The 17,496-nt window shown below is 62.4% G+C and carries 17 protein-coding genes; 7 read left to right on the forward strand and 10 right to left on the reverse strand.

Annotated elements, in window-relative coordinates:
• Positions 1–268: DUF6118 family protein (locus IE243_RS20045; RefSeq protein WP_244643274.1), on the reverse strand; the 268-nt coding region annotated here is incomplete at its 3' end.
• Positions 269–279: 11 nt separating this feature from the next.
• A complete protein-coding gene (gene traA, locus IE243_RS20050) occupies positions 280–3,972 on the reverse strand; it encodes a Ti-type conjugative transfer relaxase TraA (RefSeq protein ID WP_191321117.1) in 3,693 nt (1,230 codons plus the stop codon).
• Between the two features lie 269 nt (positions 3,973–4,241).
• On the opposite strand from traA, the gene IE243_RS20055 reads away from it, so the two are divergent.
• From IE243_RS20055 to IE243_RS20065, 3 genes are read left to right on the forward strand one after another with little or no spacing between them, the layout of a single operon-like run.
• Positions 4,242–5,018, forward strand: a complete 777-nt coding sequence (locus IE243_RS20055; RefSeq protein ID WP_010399294.1) for an NYN domain-containing protein — start codon at positions 4,242–4,244, stop codon at positions 5,016–5,018.
• Positions 5,019–5,031: 13 nt separating this feature from the next.
• The gene (locus tag IE243_RS20060) at positions 5,032–5,337 is read left to right on the forward strand and encodes a mobilization protein (RefSeq protein ID WP_191321118.1); all 306 of its coding nucleotides are present in this window, start codon (positions 5,032–5,034) and stop codon (positions 5,335–5,337) included.
• A complete protein-coding gene (locus IE243_RS20065; RefSeq protein WP_010399298.1) occupies positions 5,334–6,983 on the forward strand; it encodes a type IV secretory system conjugative DNA transfer family protein in 1,650 nt (549 codons plus the stop codon). The genes IE243_RS20060 and IE243_RS20065 overlap by 4 nt, the downstream gene beginning before the upstream one ends.
• Positions 6,984–7,266: 283 nt before the next feature.
• On the opposite strand, the gene IE243_RS20070 is transcribed toward IE243_RS20065, so the two are convergent.
• The 7 genes from IE243_RS20070 to IE243_RS20100 all read right to left on the reverse strand — a co-directional run bounded on the left by IE243_RS20070 (position 7,267) and on the right by IE243_RS20100 (position 11,063).
• Complete coding sequence (locus tag IE243_RS20070; protein ID WP_010399254.1) at positions 7,267–7,563, reverse strand: hypothetical protein; 297 nt, start codon at positions 7,561–7,563, stop codon at positions 7,267–7,269.
• 36 nt (positions 7,564–7,599) lie between these two features.
• A complete protein-coding gene (gene parA / locus IE243_RS20075) occupies positions 7,600–8,223 on the reverse strand; it encodes a ParA family partition ATPase (protein ID WP_010399257.1) in 624 nt (207 codons plus the stop codon).
• Positions 8,224–8,290: 67 nt separating this feature from the next.
• Positions 8,291–8,596 carry a type II toxin-antitoxin system RelE/ParE family toxin gene (locus IE243_RS20080; RefSeq protein ID WP_010399260.1) on the reverse strand — a complete coding sequence of 102 codons (306 nt, stop codon included), beginning with the start codon at positions 8,594–8,596 and terminating at the stop codon, positions 8,291–8,293.
• Positions 8,593–8,862, reverse strand: a complete 270-nt coding sequence (locus IE243_RS20085; protein ID WP_006473479.1) for a CopG family ribbon-helix-helix protein — start codon at positions 8,860–8,862, stop codon at positions 8,593–8,595. The genes IE243_RS20080 and IE243_RS20085 overlap by 4 nt, the downstream gene beginning before the upstream one ends.
• Before the next feature lie 276 nt (positions 8,863–9,138).
• Positions 9,139–10,014 carry a helix-turn-helix domain-containing protein gene (locus IE243_RS20090; protein ID WP_010399272.1) on the reverse strand — a complete coding sequence of 292 codons (876 nt, stop codon included), beginning with the start codon at positions 10,012–10,014 and terminating at the stop codon, positions 9,139–9,141.
• 192 nt (positions 10,015–10,206) lie between these two features.
• Entirely contained in the window at positions 10,207–10,422 is a 216-nt protein-coding gene (locus IE243_RS20095; RefSeq protein ID WP_010399274.1) for a ribbon-helix-helix protein, CopG family, read from the reverse strand.
• A gap of 197 nt (positions 10,423–10,619) precedes the next feature.
• Positions 10,620–11,063 (reverse strand): recombinase family protein, encoded by a 444-nt coding sequence (locus IE243_RS20100; protein ID WP_244643275.1) that lies wholly within the window; start codon positions 11,061–11,063, stop codon positions 10,620–10,622.
• A gap of 192 nt (positions 11,064–11,255) precedes the next feature.
• Between IE243_RS20100 and IE243_RS20105 the strand changes: the two genes are divergently transcribed.
• From IE243_RS20105 to IE243_RS20120, 4 genes are read left to right on the forward strand one after another with little or no spacing between them, the layout of a single operon-like run.
• Complete coding sequence (locus tag IE243_RS20105) at positions 11,256–11,546, forward strand: type II toxin-antitoxin system RelE/ParE family toxin (protein ID WP_010399279.1); 291 nt, start codon at positions 11,256–11,258, stop codon at positions 11,544–11,546.
• Between the two features lie 9 nt (positions 11,547–11,555).
• Positions 11,556–11,888, forward strand: a complete 333-nt coding sequence (locus IE243_RS20110) for a HigA family addiction module antitoxin (RefSeq protein ID WP_010399281.1) — start codon at positions 11,556–11,558, stop codon at positions 11,886–11,888.
• Between the two features lie 54 nt (positions 11,889–11,942).
• Positions 11,943–13,997 (forward strand): site-specific DNA-methyltransferase, encoded by a 2,055-nt coding sequence (locus IE243_RS20115; protein ID WP_050804213.1) that lies wholly within the window; start codon positions 11,943–11,945, stop codon positions 13,995–13,997.
• A complete protein-coding gene (locus IE243_RS20120; RefSeq protein ID WP_050804214.1) occupies positions 13,994–16,933 on the forward strand; it encodes a DEAD/DEAH box helicase family protein in 2,940 nt (979 codons plus the stop codon). The genes IE243_RS20115 and IE243_RS20120 overlap by 4 nt, the downstream gene beginning before the upstream one ends.
• Before the next feature lie 21 nt (positions 16,934–16,954).
• On the opposite strand, the gene IE243_RS20125 is transcribed toward IE243_RS20120, so the two are convergent.
• Positions 16,955–17,496, reverse strand: a 542-nt coding sequence (locus IE243_RS20125) for a DUF6118 family protein (protein WP_191321119.1), incomplete at its 5' end; no start/stop codon positions are given.

Consider the following 17,496-nt stretch of genomic DNA (forward strand, 5'->3'; position numbering starts at 1 on the left):
CTACGCCGTGCATCCGCTCCGCAACATTGTCGAGCGCCTGCACGAGCTGGGCGAGCTGGGGCTTGTAGTCCTGCGCCGGCTCGATCTTTTCGAGCTGATCGAAAGCCGCTTCCAGCCCGCGCCGCATGACCTTCATTTCCGCACCGATCTGCTCGCCCTGCGTCTCGATCGTGCGCCGTAGCGCGTCGAACGCGGCGGCCGGGTCGCCGGCGTCCTCGTCCAGTGCTTCAGGCTCGATTCCGTCCCTGTCGTCGTCCAGCTCCGCCATGTTCTCCGTGCCTACCTTTCCATGCCGATGCCCCGGCTAAGCCGGTGGCCGCGTGTCATTTCGTCTTGCAGCTCGCGGGCAATGGTCTGGCCCCGGCGAAGCTCCTGCCCGATTCCAAGTTCCTGCCGGCGATTGCGCAGGATGGAATCTACCTGCGGGTCACGCTCAAGGCTCTTGGTCATGCCGTTCATCTGGCTTTCGACCTTGCCGCGCGCCTCGTCGTGCTGCCAGCCGCGAAGCTGCCGGCGCTGGCCCTGTAGCTCCTGCCAGCGTTCAACGAACCGCTCGGCCCTGATATTTGGGTCTTGCAGCGCCGCGTTTTCGCGCTTCATCCCGTCGATAACATGCGCGACACGCTCCCGGCCGGAAAGCTCGGTCATGGCGCGCACTGTCGCCGGGTCGTTTTGCAGGGTCGAGCGCATCAAGTCTTTCATGCCGTCGCGCACCTGGTCGAGCTGCTGGCCGGCATCGCCCATTTCCTGCCGCTGCATGTCGAGGACCGGCAGGCCCTCGCGCCGGTGCTGGTCGATCGACTGATAGGCCCGCGAATAGCGGTCAACGGCTTGCTCAAGCGGCGACTGCCCCCGCGCCCGCTCGGCCAGCCGGTCTTGCGCAGGCGCCTGCCGCAAGCTCCCTTCCCTTTCCGGCTGTCGCTGCATCCGCGATGCCTCGCCGCGCTCCTGTGAGGGCGCAGGGCGCGCATTGAGCTTGAGGCCGGCAAACATACCGCGCCGCTGCTTCTCGGCCTGCTGCGGCCGTTTCTGGTCGATCTGCGGGCCGTCCTCGCCGGCGCGGTCTGGCTCGCGGCTCTCGGCCGCCGCGCCGCGCCCGAGTTTCAGGCCCTCGAACGGATTGCGGCGCTGCTGTCGATCGCCGGCGAGATCCTCGCGCGGATCTGCACGAAGATCCTGCGCGAGATCCGCGCGGACTTTTTGCGAGGATCTCGGCGCGCGGTCCTCGATGCGTCCCCGCTCGGCGGGGTGCCGCTCGGCCGTCGACTCCCGCTCCGCACGTAGCCCGGCCGCGCGCTCGGCCGGAATCTCGATTTCGCTGCGGACGCCCATTTGCTCCGCGATCCCGCGCCGCTCGGCAAAGTCGCTTGTATAATCGAGCGTGGTTTCCTTCACGCCCGACCGGGACAGGCGGCGTTCTAGCTGGCTATAGGCCAGCTCGCCGGCGTCCTGAACCTTCCATGTGTTCCGGTGCGTCTGCGTCCCATCGGGCAAGGTGACGGGGGTGGAACCCTCATGCTGTAGGCCGATCTTCTCCCCGATCTCCGGCGCGGCCTCCTTCATGGCCCGCTCAAGATCGACGCCCCATAGGGTGCGCTGCTCGCCCTTGTCGTTTTCCAGCGTCACGAAATAGCTGTCGGACTTCTGCGGGTCATGCTCATAGGGCGCGGCCCCATGCTCGACCAGCCGGCCGGCATTGGTGAACTCGTCCTGTGCCGCGTAGAGCTGCACCCCGTCACGATGCCGGGTCATGGCGACATAGGTTAGATGCCGGTCCATCGTCCCCGACGCCATCACATAGGACCGATCGACCGTCGCACCCTGATTTTTGTGAATCGTCGTCGCATAGCCGTGGTCGATCGCCTGATAGTCGCCCATCGGGACGGAAACGCTATCGCCGCCTCGGCCGTCCAGCGTGGCGATGATGCGGCCCGGCTCGACATGATCGACCGTGCCTAGCATCCCGTTTTTCACGCCAAGGTCGCGGTTGTTCTCCAAGAACACGATGCGGTCGCCCGGCGCGAACTCGCGCTTGCCGTCATTGGTCTGGAAGGTCAGCGCCCGGCCCGGCCCTTCCCGCTCATGGGCGACGTCGCCCGGCGCAAGGCTGTCGTCGGCCACGCGCGCCAGCTCGCCCCGGTCCTGTAGCTCGGCCCGGATCGCGTCATTGATGGCGCGAACATCGGCCCGGCGATGCGCCATCGCTACGCGGGTTCCCTCCGGGCGCTCGTCGCGATCGGCAAGGTAATCGCTCACGATCTGGCCGCGCGCGTCCTCGCCGGTTTCGGCAAAGCTGATATTGCCGCGATCCCGATAGGCCGCCAGCCCCTCGGCCGTCCGGTGCGTGGCGAAGTCAACGGACGCCTCCCGCTGCCAGTCCACGCGCTGCCGGCGTATCTCGGAAAGCTCGGCATGGCCGATTTCCTCCGTGATCGCCCGGAACGGTGCGCCGGCCCCGATCGCCTGCAACTGCTCATGGTCGCCTACAAGGACGATCTTCGCCCCCCGCGCCTCGGCCTCGGTGACGAACCGGGAGAGCTGCCGGCTCCCGACCATGCCCGCCTCGTCGATCACGAACACGTCGCCGCGGCCGATCATGCCGCGGTCGTTCTCCCAACCGCGGGACCATGACGCGAGGGTCCGGCTCTGGATGCCGGAACTTTCCTCCAAGCCCTCGGCCGCCTTCCCCGACAGGGCTGCGCCGTGGACCTGATAGCCTTCGGCCTCCCATGCCTCGCGCGCGGCCGCGAGCATGGTGGACTTGCCAGCGCCGGCATAACCGACAACGGCCGCGATCCGCTCCGGCCCGGTGATATGCTCGATCGCCCGGCGCTGCTCGTCCGACAGCCGGGCCGAAGCATCGCCGGCGCTGCGCTGAATGGCGGCGTCTTGGGCGTCTATCGCCCGCTCGACATGCCGGCGATCAACGCCATGACCATGCGCGCCGTGCATCCGCTGCGCGCTCTCGATCATGCCGGATTCGATCTCGACCATTTCGCGGGTCGAATAGCGGGCAAGCTCGATCTCGCCCGTTGCGGGGTCCGCGCGCTCGGCCTGCAACTCCACCAGCGCCGGCGAGGCCATCACCTTCGCAAAGGCGCTCTGGAACTCCTGCGGGTCGTCGTTGATGTAGCGATGCAGCGCCCGCGCAACGTCGTGGCGGTCGAACACGCTCTTTTCCCCGGTGATGAGCGTAAGAACCTGCTCGGGCTTCTCCCGGATCAGCTCGGCATTGCGCCGGGCCGCATCCTCGTCCAGCCGCGACCGCGACACGTCGAGGCCGCGCCGTTCCATCTGCGAGGCATGGACGCCCATATGCTCGGTCGGCGCGATCTCAAGGCCGCGCTCCATGTGCGAACGATGGTCGATCCGAATATCAAGCCCGGCCATCGCAAGCCGCTCGTTGGCGATCCCCTCCCACCTCTGGCGAAGGTCGCGGAGCTGCATATCGGTCGTCGGCAGGTCGTGCGCCAACAGCCATTTGTTTTCGCGCTCAAGGTAGGTCTTTTCGCCTAGCCCGTTCTCCGTCACCTGCCGCGTGGTCATAAGGATATGGGCATGGTGATTGCGAACGTCGCTCGCCTCGTGCGGCGCATGAATGGCGAAATCCACGGCCGCGCCGTAGCGGTCGGCCAACTCCTGCGCCATCTCCCGCGTAGCCTCTAGCCGTTCCTCGGCCGATAGCTCATGCGGCAAGGCAACCTCGAACTCACGCCCAACGCGGGCGTCCTTCCGCTTCTCGGCAAACTCGGCGGCGTTCCACAAGTCCGACCGATCCCGCGCCCAATCGGCGTTGACGCCTTCCGGCAAGACGATCTCCGCATGTTCCACGCCCTGCTTGGCGGTGTAGTCATGCGTGATCCCGTCGCGCTCATTGGTCAGCCTCTCCCCGGCACGATAAGCCATTGAGGCGACGGCGCTACGGCCCGACGCCCGCGAAACTGGCTTCATGCTGAAATGGTAGATCGCCAAGCAACAAGCTCCGATGCCGTTTCTGCACTTCCCGCCAGCCTCTAAGCTGGCGGCGCGCTGAGTTGCGTAGCAACTCGTAAGTGCGCCCTTCTCGACTCAATCGCTTCGCTCTTTCGTCGCTCAGTGTGGCGCTTGCGGCAAGGTCGATGCAATGAACTGAGGCCCGGATTGTGCTGCAAAATCGTCGAAAATTCAAGGTAGCGCATAATCGTGTTTGGTGACGCTGCTTGCATCGGATAGACTACGGCTAAAATTGGGAGTGCAGACCGATGGCAATAGACAGCGCCGGAACACTTGCGTTGCTGATCGACGGCGACAATGCCACGCCGAAAATCATAACCGGGCTGCTGGCTGAGATTGCCAACTATGGCACCGCCAGCGTCAAGCGCATCTATGGCGATTGGACCAAGCCGAACCTCAACGGCTGGAAAGAGTGCCTGCTGGAACACTCGATTCAGCCGGTCCAGCAGTTCGCCTATACGACCGGGAAGAACGCCACTGACGGCGCGATGATTATCGACGCGATGGACTTGCTCTATACCGGCCGCTTCTCCGGTTTCTGCATCGTCTCAAGTGATAGCGACTTTGCCCGCCTGGCCGCGCGCATCCGTGAGCAAGGCGTCATCGTCTATGGGTTCGGGGAGCGCAAGACGCCCCGCCCCTTCATCACCGCTTGCGACAAGTTCGTCTATTTCGACGTGCTCAACACGGCCGGGGAACAGAAGGAAGCGGAAGCCGTCGCCGCGCCTAAAGCGGCCGCCGCCAAGCCTGCACCGGCGAAAGCGGCACTCGATCGCGCTGCCCTCGACATGCTGGCGAAAGCTGTCACCGCCTCGGCCGACGAAGACGGCCGCGCCAATCTGGCCCGCGTCGGCGCGCACCTGGCGAAACAATCGCCGGATTTCGACGCCCGCAACTATGGCTTTCCCCGTCTCTCCGATCTGGTCGAGGCGTCGGGCATTGTCGAGGTCGAGCGCATTGGCGAAAATCCGAAAATCATCATGGTTCGCCTCAAGGGCGGACCAGCACCTCGCCCCGCTAGATAGAAGGAAATGACACATGGCGCGCAAAACGATCGAACAGCGGTTGGCCGAGCTGGATGCGCAGCGCGCCACCCTCAAGGCCCGGCTCGGCAAACAGGAGCGCGCCAACGATACCCGCCGCAAGGTGCTGCTCGGCGCGCTCGTTCTGCATCGCCTCGAAAGCGGCAAGGATGAGGAATTTTCCCGACGCCTCCGCGAATGGCTCAAGCGCGAGCTGCCCGACTTCCTGACGCGCCCCGGCGATAAGGAACTCTTTGCCGATCTGATCGCCAGCGCGCCGGCCAGGGAGACGACAGACAGCGCCGGGGGGGCCGCCTCATGAATCAGGCGACGTTAGCCTGGGCCGCGTTCAAGAACATGCTGCGCGCCGCCGCGCGTGATCCGGTATGGGCTATTTCCAGCATCCTCATGTCGCCCTTCCGGGCTGGCCGCTATCTGCTGCAAGTCGGCTTCTTCGTCTTTCTGGTCACGCTGATGCTCGCCGTTGCGGCCAATGGGATTCCGCAAGAATGGTGGATCGCTAGAACGATTGCCGGCTTGCTCCTGCTGCTGTTCTTCCTGGTCCTCGTTTTCCGTGTCCTCACCAATCCCCTCATTGAGCATTTCGGGGACATGGAAGGGGAAACCCACGGCTCGGCCCGCTTCGCCACCGACAAGGAAACCGCCGCCCTCGCCCGCGCCGATACCGGCCTGCTGATCGGCCGCGACGGCAAAACCGGAAAGCTCCTGCGCTATGACGGCCCGGCCCATCTGCTGACGATGGCACCGACGCGCACCGGCAAGGGCGTGGGAACCATCATCCCCAACCTGCTCACGGCCGACCGCTCCGTGATCTGCATCGACCCCAAGGGCGAAAATGCCAGGATTGCCGGCCGCGCCCGCCAGACCTTCGGCCCGGTCCACGTCCTCGACCCCTTCGGCGTCACCGGCCAGCCCTCGGCCGCCTTCAATCCCCTCGACCAGCTCGACCCGGCCGGCCTCGATGTCGCGGAAGATGCCAGCACCTTGGCCGACGCGCTCGTGTTCGATGAACCGGGCATGGCCGGGGAAGCGCATTGGAACGAGGAAGCCAAGGCGCTCATTGCCGGCCTGATCCTCCATATTGCAGCCAGCGAGCCGCGCGACAGGCGAAACCTCGCCACCCTGCGCGAAGCCCTCACCCTCGCCCCTGAAGCCTTCGCGGCGCTCCTGAAGGACATGCAGGCGTCAACGGCCGCCGGCGGCCTGATCGCCCGCGCCGCTAACCGCCACCTCGGCAAATCCGACCGGGAAGCGGCCGGCGTCCTCTCGGCCGCGCAGCGCCATACCCATTTCCTCGACAGCCCGCGCATGGTCGCGGTCCTCGGCGGCTCCGATTTCCGCTTTGCCGATCTCAAGCGCCGCAACGCCTCGGTGTTCCTCGTCCTGCCGCCCGATCGGCTCGCCACCTATTCCCGATGGCTGCGCCTGCTCGTCTCGCAAAGCCTGATCGACATGGCCCGCGATCCCGTCAAGCCGGCCGCCCCGGTCCTCTACCTGCTGGATGAGTTCGCCGCCCTCGGCCACCTCGCCCCCGTCGAGCGCGCAATGGGCCTCATGGCCGGCTACGGCGTCCAGCTCTGGCCGATCTTGCAGGACGTTCACCAGCTCCGCGCCACCTACGGGCAACGCGCCGGCACCTTCCTGTCAAACGCCGGCGTTTTGCAGGTGTTCGGCGTCAACGATCACGATAGCGCCCGCCTCGTCTCCGATCTGCTCGGCCAGGGAACCGTTGTGTTCCAGACCATGAGCCGGGCGCTCGATTCCGAAAAATCCGGCCTCTCCTACGGCGAGCAACACACGGCCCGGCCGCTGCTGACCCCTGATGAGGTCCGCAACCTGCCTGCACATGCCGAATTGCTGTTCCTCGCCGGGCAACGGCCGATCGTCGCCGGAAAGCTCGCCTATTACGCCGATGCAGAATTTCGGGGGCTGTATGATGCGCCCTGATCGCTCTAACGCCCTTCGGGCGAAGCGGACCCGGCGCTTTAGCGCCGGGACATTGTTACGAACGGCCCTCCGGCTCTCTACGGCGCTATTGGGGAGCGCGTTCGCCTCCGGGCCGGCGCGGCTCGCGCCGCGATCTACCTGACGACCTAGTGCAAGCTCTGGACCACGGCCGCGACGGTAGCCCCCCGGCCGGCCCGCTCTCATCATCTAGGGCCGTAGGGACGGCCGGGGGGCGGGCCACACGCGCAAGCGTTGCGGATTAAGCTATTTACGTATCCACGTATTAACGTGCGTAAGGCTCGATCGGCGGCAATCCATGTTGCGCCAGCACCGCCGACAGCCCGGCCTCGGCCATCGCCTGAATCGTCGTTCCCTCTGCATCCGCGAGCTGGCGAAGGCGTTGCCAGTCCGATCGCCGAACCTTGACCGTTAACGCGACAGTCTCGCCCCCTCCCCTCTTTCGCCTCGGCGTCGGAATCTCCACGGCCGGCCGCTCGTCCTCGATCGCTGCAAGGCTGGTGACTTCCGCGCCAGCTTTCGGGCGGGTGAAGGCCGCAAGGCCGGTTGCTTTCTTTGCCATAGGTTCCGCTCCTTAGATACGCGCTTACGTATTTAGCTATTTACGCTCTAACGTGTCCTTGATCCATGCCCACAAAGCCCGAATTTCCTCTGCTGCCTTCCCCTCGGCCTCGAACTCCGTCACGGCGCTGCCGGTCGTGACAGCGCGGGCGAACGCGCGCCGGTCGGTGATCTCGCCGGGAACGATCGGCAGGCCGTAGGCTTCCAGCGCCGCGCGCGTCTCTCCGATCTCCGGCGCACGGAACGGGCAGGCGGACAGGACGAACGCCCCGCGCACCTTCGCCGCCGTCACGATCTCGACAGCGGCCGGGACCGCAGCGAGGTCAAACGCGGACGGTCGAACCGGAATCAAGACCAGCTCCGACCTACGGGCGATCTGGCCGGCCGCCGGGGCGGCATGGGGCGGGGCGTCCACCACGGCCAAGGTGATGCCCTCACCCTCGGCCGCTCTAAGCGCCGCGTCCAGCTCGCCGGCCTGCGCCGTGGCGACGATCGGCGTTCCGGCTTCCCGCGCGCTCGCCCATGCGGTCGCGCTCTCCTGCGGGTCCGCATCAATGACGCAAACCCGTTCGCCGGTCGCCTCGGCCGCCACGGCGGTATGAACCGAAAGCGTGGTTTTTCCGCTCCCGCCCTTCTGGCTCAAAAACGCAATGACGTTCATGCGTCAATCCTTCTTTGCGTGAATACGTATTAAAGCACATAGCTAGGGACGTTACTACGCCGTTAAGCTAGTGCGGCCATTCCTCGGGCTGCCAGTCCCGCGACGTGTGGATGACGCGCACGATCACGACACTTTCCCGGCCCTCCACGTCGCGCAACTCATAAGCGATGATGTAGGGAAGCCGGGCGAGGGACTTTTCATAGGTTCCGCTCACCCGTCCCGGCCGCCCGGTCGCCATCTCGCCTAGCTTGTTCCCAGCGTCCTCGATCGCGTCCACGACCCGCTCGGCGGCGAATGGGTTGTCCTCTGCGATGTAGCGCAAGATTTCGAGGTTATCCCGCTGCGCCTCAATCGACCAGACAACCGGCCTCATCCGCGCGCGGCTTTCCGGCGCTTCGCTTCCTCGATAACCTCACGCATTTCCGCGACGGCCTGCGCGTGGGGGATCACGCGGCCGGCCGCTGCGTCGGCCATGCCGCGCTTGATGCCGTCGATGATTTCAAGCTCGCGATCGACGTAGGCGGCGACGGCCTCGCCGGCGAGGAAAGATTTGCTCCGCTGCGTATCGTTCGCGATCCGGTCGAGTTTTTCTTTCACATCGGGCCGAACCCGAATCGTCATGGTGGTGCTGGCGGTCATGGAATCGCCTCCGATTGTGTTGAATCGTGTACACCCTAGCACGTTTTCCCGGCCACTGCCATCGCCTTCTAAGAAATACGAATACACGTTAATACGTATTAACGTAAGCAACTAAGCGCCAGCCTTGCCCCTCGCTCCCTCTCGAAAGCCCATAGGACGGTTGCCGCAAGCGCAAGCGTTGCGGTTTAGGTGGTGAGGGTGCCGCTTGCCGGCCCGCCTATACGCGGGCCGGAACCGCCGCAGGGCTGCGAAAGCAGCCCGAACAGCGGCGACCGTTTATGTTTGCCCTCTTAGATAAAGATCAGATGAGGATTCAGTCTGGTTATCGGACTCACGTTTCATCAACGATCTAGCCATCTGCGCGAGGCTGCGCCCAAGCCGATTGTCGCCCACGTCGAGCAAGGTTCGCTCATCGAGGGGCAGGGCCTCCCTGTAGGCCGCGATTACCTCGCTCCAAGCCCTCTGATCCTGCCCATGATCCGCAGGCGGGGGCGGGGCCTTGCCGAACCGCCCAAGGAACTGCCGGGCCTTTTCCGGCAGGGACAGGCGGTAGGCGTTGCTCGTCTGCTGGACCTGTGGGCCGCGCCCCTCGTTGCCGGTCGGCTCGTAGCGCCGCAGCCAGTCGATGAAACCATGCGCCCGCAGGTTCTTCAGCGCCCGCACGATCGTATCGCGCGACCGGCCGAGCCGATCCATGATCGTGGTGATTGACGGCTCTAGCCGGCCGGTGCGGAAGTCGATGAGATTGACGAACAGCCGCAGCACGTCGAGCGCGACCGATCCTAGCGGGCCGCTGCGCTCGCCCTTCTCGTGCAATCCGGCCTCGTTGTAGATTTCGGCCGCCTTCAAGATCGCCTGAACGTCCTTGCGCGTCGTCGGCCGCCATATCCGGCCCTCCGATCGGCCCCGGATATGACTATGCCGGCGAACTGGCGTCGGGCATCGCTCGGCCGGGGGCATGACCAGGCCAAGCGCGACCTGTCCCGATCCCCGCCACGCTGCCCGGCGCTCCTGGGCGAGCGTGGAGAGCTGCCCGGCGTCTTCCTCGGTGAGCTGGCCGGCGCTGTAGCGCGTCCATACCTCCCGCATGATCTCATCAAGCGCGCTTGCGCGCGCGCAGCCGATCGCGGCCGCGATTTGCGTCCTCAACATGCCTCTCGTCCTTCCATTTGAAGGACATGACGGCGCGGACGGCAGGCACGGCTTTCCCGTTTTCGCAAGAATCAATCTTGCGAATTGGAGTGCTGTAGCGTAGATAAGGGGAGAGCTTAGAGCCCCGTCTCTACGGTGTGTCTGACGGCCTACAAAAACGCTCGACCGCGCCAACGGTCGGGCGTTTTGCCGTTATGTCCCTTGCTTCGCTTCGATATAGAACCTCAACGCTTCCTCGATGATCGGCGCGCGCCCTCGCAAGCCCGCGTCGTCCTTCAGGCGGTCAAGCGCCGCGACCAGTTCGCCGGGCAGATCGGCCTGCACAAGAATCCGGCCCTCTGCGCGCCAACGGGCGCGCAGGTTGCGGACACTTTCCAGCTTAACTTGTTCTCGGGTGCGACTCGCCATGTCTACATGAAGAGCCGAAACCGCCCGATTCTGCAACCCTTTGCGTAAGGAACCGGGCAAGGCACTACTTCTAGGGCCGGCAACTAAACGTGGTTACGTCGATGCGTATTCACGTCAATGCGTTCTCAAGCGCCCGGTAGAGGGTAGCCCGATGCACTTTCAGGAGCCGGGCGACTTCCGCCACCGGCTTCTTGTCGTCATGGATGAGCTGGCGAGCATGGGCGATCTGCTCGGCCGACAGGGCAGGGGAGGGGCCGAACTTCACGCCTCGGGCTTTCGCCGCGATCCGGCCGGCGCTGGTGCGCTCCACGATCAAGGATCGCTCGAAATCCGCGGGCCAGCGAGCGCAGGCCAGCGCCTGCCTCCTTGATCCGCTCCGCGATCGCCAGAAGGTCGCCGGTCGATCGGGCGAGGCGGTCTAACCTGGTGATCGTCACCACGTCGCCAGCGCGCAAGTGGTCGAGCATCCGCGCCAGCTCGGGCCGGTCCCGCTTCGCCCCGGATGCCTTTTCCTCGAAGATGCGGACGCAGCCGGCCCCGCCAAGGGCGGCCCGCTGCTGGTCGAGGTCCTGCCCGCGCGTCGAGACGCGGGCATAGCCGATGAACACGCGGCCGGCGTCGGAATCTGGTTGGCGGCTCACGGCTTCCTCCTGTCGCAAATCATGTCGCAAGTTTTCTACCACTTGCGACAAAGACGTGCGACACGAAAACCCATGATTTTCCGGGGTCGGCCGATCTGTTGCAGGTTTTACGACTTGCGCGACAAGGCTATGAGGCGACGCCGCCGTATAGCGTAGCTTGACACTATACGTTTAGCTTGGTAGTGACGGCACATGAGAATCCGAAACGTAGTCCATAAGGGGTTGCGCCGATTCATCGTTGATGATGACGCCACCGGCTTGCAGGCGGCCGTAGTGCCGAAAGTCCGTCGCATCGTCACCTTCCTGCAAGATATGGAGCGGGAGGACGAGCTGCGCACGGTCCCGAGCTGGAAGGCCCATCAGCTCACCGGCGATCGAAAAGGCGCCTGGAGCCTGTTCGTCACCAAGAACTGGCGGATCACGTTCCGGATCGACCAGACCGAAATCGAGATCATCGACCTCGACTATGAAGATTACCACTAGGAGGTGGCTATGAGTGCGATGCAGGGCATCCGTATGAAAAATCCCGCCCATCCCGGCGGCTTCGTCAAAAGTGAGATCATCGAGCCGCTTGGCCTTTCGGTGACGAGCGCGGCGCAAGTTCTCGGTGTTACGAGGGCGGCGTTGTCGGCCGTCCTGAACGAACGCGCGCATCTTTCGCCGGAAATGGCGCTCCGGGTCGAAAAGGCTTTCGGCGTGTCGATGGATACGCTCATGCGGATGCAGAATAGCTACGACATTGCCCAGGCCCGCAAGCGGGAAGGGGAGATCAACGTCGCGCCCTTCAAGGGTAAGCCGCTCGATTCGCAAGCGGCGCTGATCTGAACCGGCAACAATAGGAATACAGCCGCGCGAAAACGCGCGGATAGGGGGCTTTGCATGAAAAGTTTGCTTGAACAACTTCCGTCGATCGTCGCGGAGGGCAAGAAGGAAGCCGAGCGTGTAATGGAACGCGCTGAAAGCAATTATCGCCTTGGCCTGCAAACGCGTGAGCTTGTTGTTCCATCTAGAGATACAAATTGGCAGGATTTTCTTACAAATGCCTCCCGCTCTATAAATCTTGATGAATCCTCATCCCGTAATCAGCTCGTATATGGCGATAATCTTCTTGCAATGGCTGCGCTGCTTGCCGGCGGGGTTGACTTCCCTTCGATGCGAGGCGGCGTCGATTTAATATATATTGATCCTCCGTTTGATAGCAAAGCCGACTATCGGAGTAAGATTTTAATCTCTGGCGATTTAATCGAACAGCTACCAACAGCTTTGGAGCAATTTGCATACTCGGATACGTGGGCTGACGGAACGGCGAGCTACCTTGGGGCAATCGTTCCAAGACTATACCTTATGAAAGAGCTATTGTCAGACGAGGGGAATATATTCGTTCATCTCGACTGGCATGTCGTCCATTATGTAAAGATTGTTATGGATACTATCTTTGGACGGGATAATTTTAAGAATGACATCGTATGGAAAAGAAAGGGTGGAAGCGCAAACCCCTCGAATCAATTTGGAATTGTGACAGATTCCATACTTTTTTATTCGAAAAGTGATGATTCATTTTTCTCACCATCTTACAGCTTAGACAATGATGAGGCTCAAAATTACATTAAGGAGAGATTCCGAAATGAATTTGATGGGCGAAAATACATGCTTGCGCCTATAGAGCGCAATGCTGCATTGGGAATCAGGCCAAACCTAAAATATGAATACAACGGCTATACACCAACATACGGATGGATGATGAGCCGTGAGAAATTACAGCAATTCGATAAGGATAATAAATTACATTGGAACTCTAAAGGCAAGCCCAACCGGCGAGTGTTTCTTGATGAATATAAAGGGCAACCAACCGAGAACTTATGGACGGATATTTATGTTATAAACCCTATGGCTCGGGAGCGCGTGAACTACGATACTCAAAAGCCAGAGTCGTTACTGTCTCGAATAATAGAAACATCGTGCAAACCGGGAGGTCGCGTTGCAGACTTCTATTCTGGCTCCGGCACGACCGCAGCAGTCGCTGAACGTCTCGGCTATAATTGGGTAGTAAGTGACCTCGGGAAGCCCGCGTGCATGGTGACACGCAAGCGCCTGATCGACCAGGACGCCAAGCCGTTCCTCTACCAGCACATTGGCGACTACCAGGTTGAACAAATGCGCTCCACGATGGGGAGCCGGTTCCGTATCGGTGATCTGGCCGAAATTGTGCTCGGCCTCTATGGCGCGCTTCCATTGCCCGTCGAGGAAAACCCGAACAAGAACATGGGCAGGATTCAGGGGAGCAAAACGCTCGTCCTCGCGGACAGCCCCAACAAGATGACTGGCCTCGCCACGCTGCGCCGTGCAATCGAAATCCGCGACAACCTCATGGGCGGGTGGGATAAGGTCGTTATCCTGGGATGGAATTTCTCACCTACGATCGGCCATGACATTGAGGCACTGGGGCAGGGGGACAGGCTGGAAGTGCTCGTGATCCCGCCCGATCTGCTCGACCGACTGAAGAAGAAAGGCCACAAGCTCAAGGCCGACGAGGTGCGCTTTTCGTCGCTGCAATATCTCAAGCTGGGCGCGGTTTCCCGCAAACAGGACGGGGAGGGGGAAGCCTTGTCCGTAGAGATCGCCAATTATGTGTTGCTGTCTCCGGAGGCGTTGAATCTCGACGAGGCTAACCGCGAAAAGCTGCAAAAGGTGATCAATTCCGATCCTTTGGCGCTGATCGAATATTGGAGCGTCGATCCTGACTATGACGGCGAGGTGTTCCGCTCCGTCTGGCAGGACTATCGCGGAAACACCGAGAACGATGCCGACGCCTATCGTGTCATCACTACGGCACGGCTCACCGGCCTTTCTAAGAAAGATGGCCCCCGCCGTGTCTGCGTGCGCGTGGTTGATGTATTTGGCTTCGAGGCCGAAGCGACTGTCGAGGTAGCATGATGGCAAGCATCAACGATCTTTCGCTTGCCAAGGGTTTGACGGCCAAGGTCGAAGACGCCTGCGCCGGCTTGGAAACTGGCGAAGCTCCGATCCTAGATCACGTCTCGGAGATCACGGCTGAGCTGCTGAAATGGTGGTTCCAGACTGAATTTCAGGACGCCCGCACCTTCAATTTCCATCCCGGCCAGCGGCAAGCCCTGCTGAACGTGATCTATGCCCATGAGGTTTTGGGCATTGCGTCCCTGCAAGACCTCTACCAGATCGCCGCCCCTGACGTGATGCTGACAAGCACGCGGGATTCCGAGATCATCCGCGCACCGAAAAATGCCTATCCGAAATACTGCCTGAAAATGGCGACCGGAACGGGAAAGACCTGGGTTCTGCAAGCCCTCATGGTCTGGCAGATTCTCAACGCGAACCGCGCGCCGGATAGCAACCGCTACACCAAAAACTTCCTCGTCGTTGCCCCCGGCCTCATCGTTTATGATCGGCTGCTTGACGCCTTCATGGGGAAGGAACGAGACGGCAAGCGCGATTTCACGATTTCTGACCTGTCTATATTCCAGGAACTGTTCATCCCCGATTCCTACCGGGACGAGATTTTCCGGTTCGTGCAAGGGGCGGTCTGCCCGAAAGAGGACATTGGCCGCAAGGTCACGGCCGGCGGCATCATCGCCATTTCCAACTGGCATGTGCTGTCAGAAGAAGGTGAGCCGCTTGAGGATGAGGAAATCACTGCGCCGGGGGAAACCGCCGATCCGAAAACCGTTGTGCAGAGCGTCCTTCCCCTGACGCCCGGCACCAGCCAAGGCAACGATTTGAATGTGCTGAACCGTCGCTATGAGCGCGGCGGCATCCTCTCCTACCTGAAAGACCTGCCCGCGCTCATGGTCTTCAATGACGAAGCCCACCATATTCACGAGTTCAAGCGGGAAGGCGAGGTGACGGAAGTTGAATGGCAAAAGAGCCTCAACCTGATCGCAGAACCCAAGGGCCGCCGCTTCGTCCAGGTGGACTTTTCGGCCACGCCCTATAACGAGGTCGGGACCGGCCGGAACAGCCGGAAATCCTATTTCCCGCATATCGTCGTTGATTTCGACCTGAAGACGGCCATGCGCGCCGGCCTGGTCAAATCCCTTGTCCTCGACAAACGCTCCGAAATCGGCGCGCTGAGCCATGAGGAACTGGATTTCAAGGCCGATCGGGATGAGAACGGCAACCCCATGCTGTCCGAAGGGCAGCGCATCATGTTGCGCGCCGGCCTGACCAAGCTCCGGAAGCTGGAAACCGATTTCGCCGCCCTCGATCCGGACAAGCATCCGAAAATGCTGGTGGTCTGCGAGGATACCACGGTGACGCCTCTCATTGCTGATTTCATGCAGCTCGAAGGGCTGGCCGACGACGAGGTGTTGCGCGTCGATTCCAACCGCAAGGGCGAGCTGAAGCCCGACGAATGGAAGGTGCTGCGCGAACGCCTGTTCGACGTGGACCGTCACAAATCCCCGCGCGTCATCGTGAGCGTGCTCATGCTGCGCGAAGGCTTCGACGTGAACAACATCTGCGTCATTGTCCCGCTGCGCGCATCGAGCGCCGGCATCCTGCTTGAACAGACGATCGGGCGCGGCCTGCGCCTGATGTGGCGCGGCAATGAATACGACGACATAAAGCGGGAGAACCGCCAGCTCATTCGCGGCGGAAAGACGCCCTCCAACATGATCGACATTCTCTCGATCGTGGAGCATCCGGCGTTCCAGGGCTTCTATGACGAGCTGATTCAGGAAGGCTTGGCGGCTGAAGCCGATGATGAGGACGACGAGGCGAATGGCAGCTCGACTGGCGACCTGATCTCGGTTGGCCTCCGGCCGGGCTTCGAGGAATACGATTTCGCCATACCCTTCATCCTGCGGGAACAGGTCGAGGCGCTGGAAGATACCCACATCGACCCTTCGAGCCTCGCGCCGTTCGGATCGTTTTCGCTCCAACAGCTCAAGGGGCAGATCGGCCAGGGCGAGAAATTCCACTCCGAAGACGTGCAGGCGAAAACGCGATTTGGCGACTATCGCGTGCATGGCGGCGTGATGACCGCGACGGGATATAATGACTACCTGGCCCGGATCACGCGCCGGATCACGGAAGCCGTCACCCTGACGGATACCACAAACAGCTCGAAGGCTTTCGCCAACGCCAGCAAGTTCCCCTACATCCAGATAAACCGGGCCGAAATGGCCGAGGGCATCGACACCTTCATTCGTCGGCACCTGTTCGGCCAGGAGCTAGACCCTCTCACGGATGAGAACTGGCGCGTCCTGCTGATCGACCCGGTGACAGAGCACATTATCAAGGTGTGGGCGCGGGCCATCCTCGAAGCGGAAGACAGCGTGATTGTCGCCAATGCCGAGGTCGCGCATCGGCGTCTTTCGGAAGTGCCTAAGCTCGCCATGCGCGAGGGGTCATCGCTGGCCGTCGAGAAAGCTATCTATCTGCGCCTTCCCTACCCCTCGCGGAACGGCGGCCTTGAACTGGCATTTATGGAAACCTGCGAGCGTGACGCCAGCGTTGAAGCCTTCTGCAAGATCAACGAGCAGAAACACACCTTCGCGCGCCTGCGATACATCAAGGAAGATGGGCTTCCGGCGTTCTACTCGCCCGACTTCTTCGTGAGAGCAGGCGGCGCGATTTATCTGGTGGAAACAAAGGCACAAGGCCAGCTCACCAGCCCGAACGTGCTGCGCAAGCGCAGGGCCGCCGTTGCATGGTGCGACCGGATCAACGCCCTTCCTCCGGAAGAGCGTAGCGATTCCGAATGGCACTATGTCCTTCTCGGGGAAGACACCTTCTATGGCTGGCGGGACAAGGGCGGCTCGATCGCTGATCTTCTCGCCTATGCACGGCTGCGCCCTGTCGAAGACAAAGGCCAGGCTAAGTTCGCCTTCTGAACTTCATACCGGGGCAGGAATCTATTGTCCCGGCGCTTTCACGGTGATGGTGCAACGCTGATCCGCGCCGGCCGTGCGCGCGGCCTCCCAACAAGCCGCTACCGCCTCCCTGTTCGCTTCAAGGAGCTGGTCGGCCGAGGCCACGCGCTGCCATGCTTCCGGGCTGCCGAACGCCATGAGGCTCATACCGGCCTGCCACGGCCTTTCGCCCATGACGACGCTGGCGACACGCGGCGCGGCCGAGAACGGCAACACGCGCGGAAGGAACAGCATCACCAGCGCGCCGGCGAGCAGGCCGACAGCGAAGGCGACGACAAGCCACCAATTTTGCCGATCGCGCTCCCGCGCGCTGGCGACGTGCGCCGAAAGATTGCGGCCGGCGCGCTCGAGGTCGGACGCCTGCCGCTCGAGCTGCTGCGCGGCGGTGCGTATCAGAGCCTCGCCGCTGCGCTCGAGGAGCGCCGCATAGTGTTGCGCGCCCTGTTTGAGAATGGGCGATTGCTCTACGCCGTGCATCCGCTCCGCAACATTGTCGAGCGCCTGCACGAGCTGGGCGAGCTGGG

It is taken from the genome of Camelimonas fluminis (assembly GCF_014656355.1).
GTDB classification, from domain to species: domain Bacteria; phylum Pseudomonadota; class Alphaproteobacteria; order Rhizobiales; family Beijerinckiaceae; genus Camelimonas; species Camelimonas fluminis.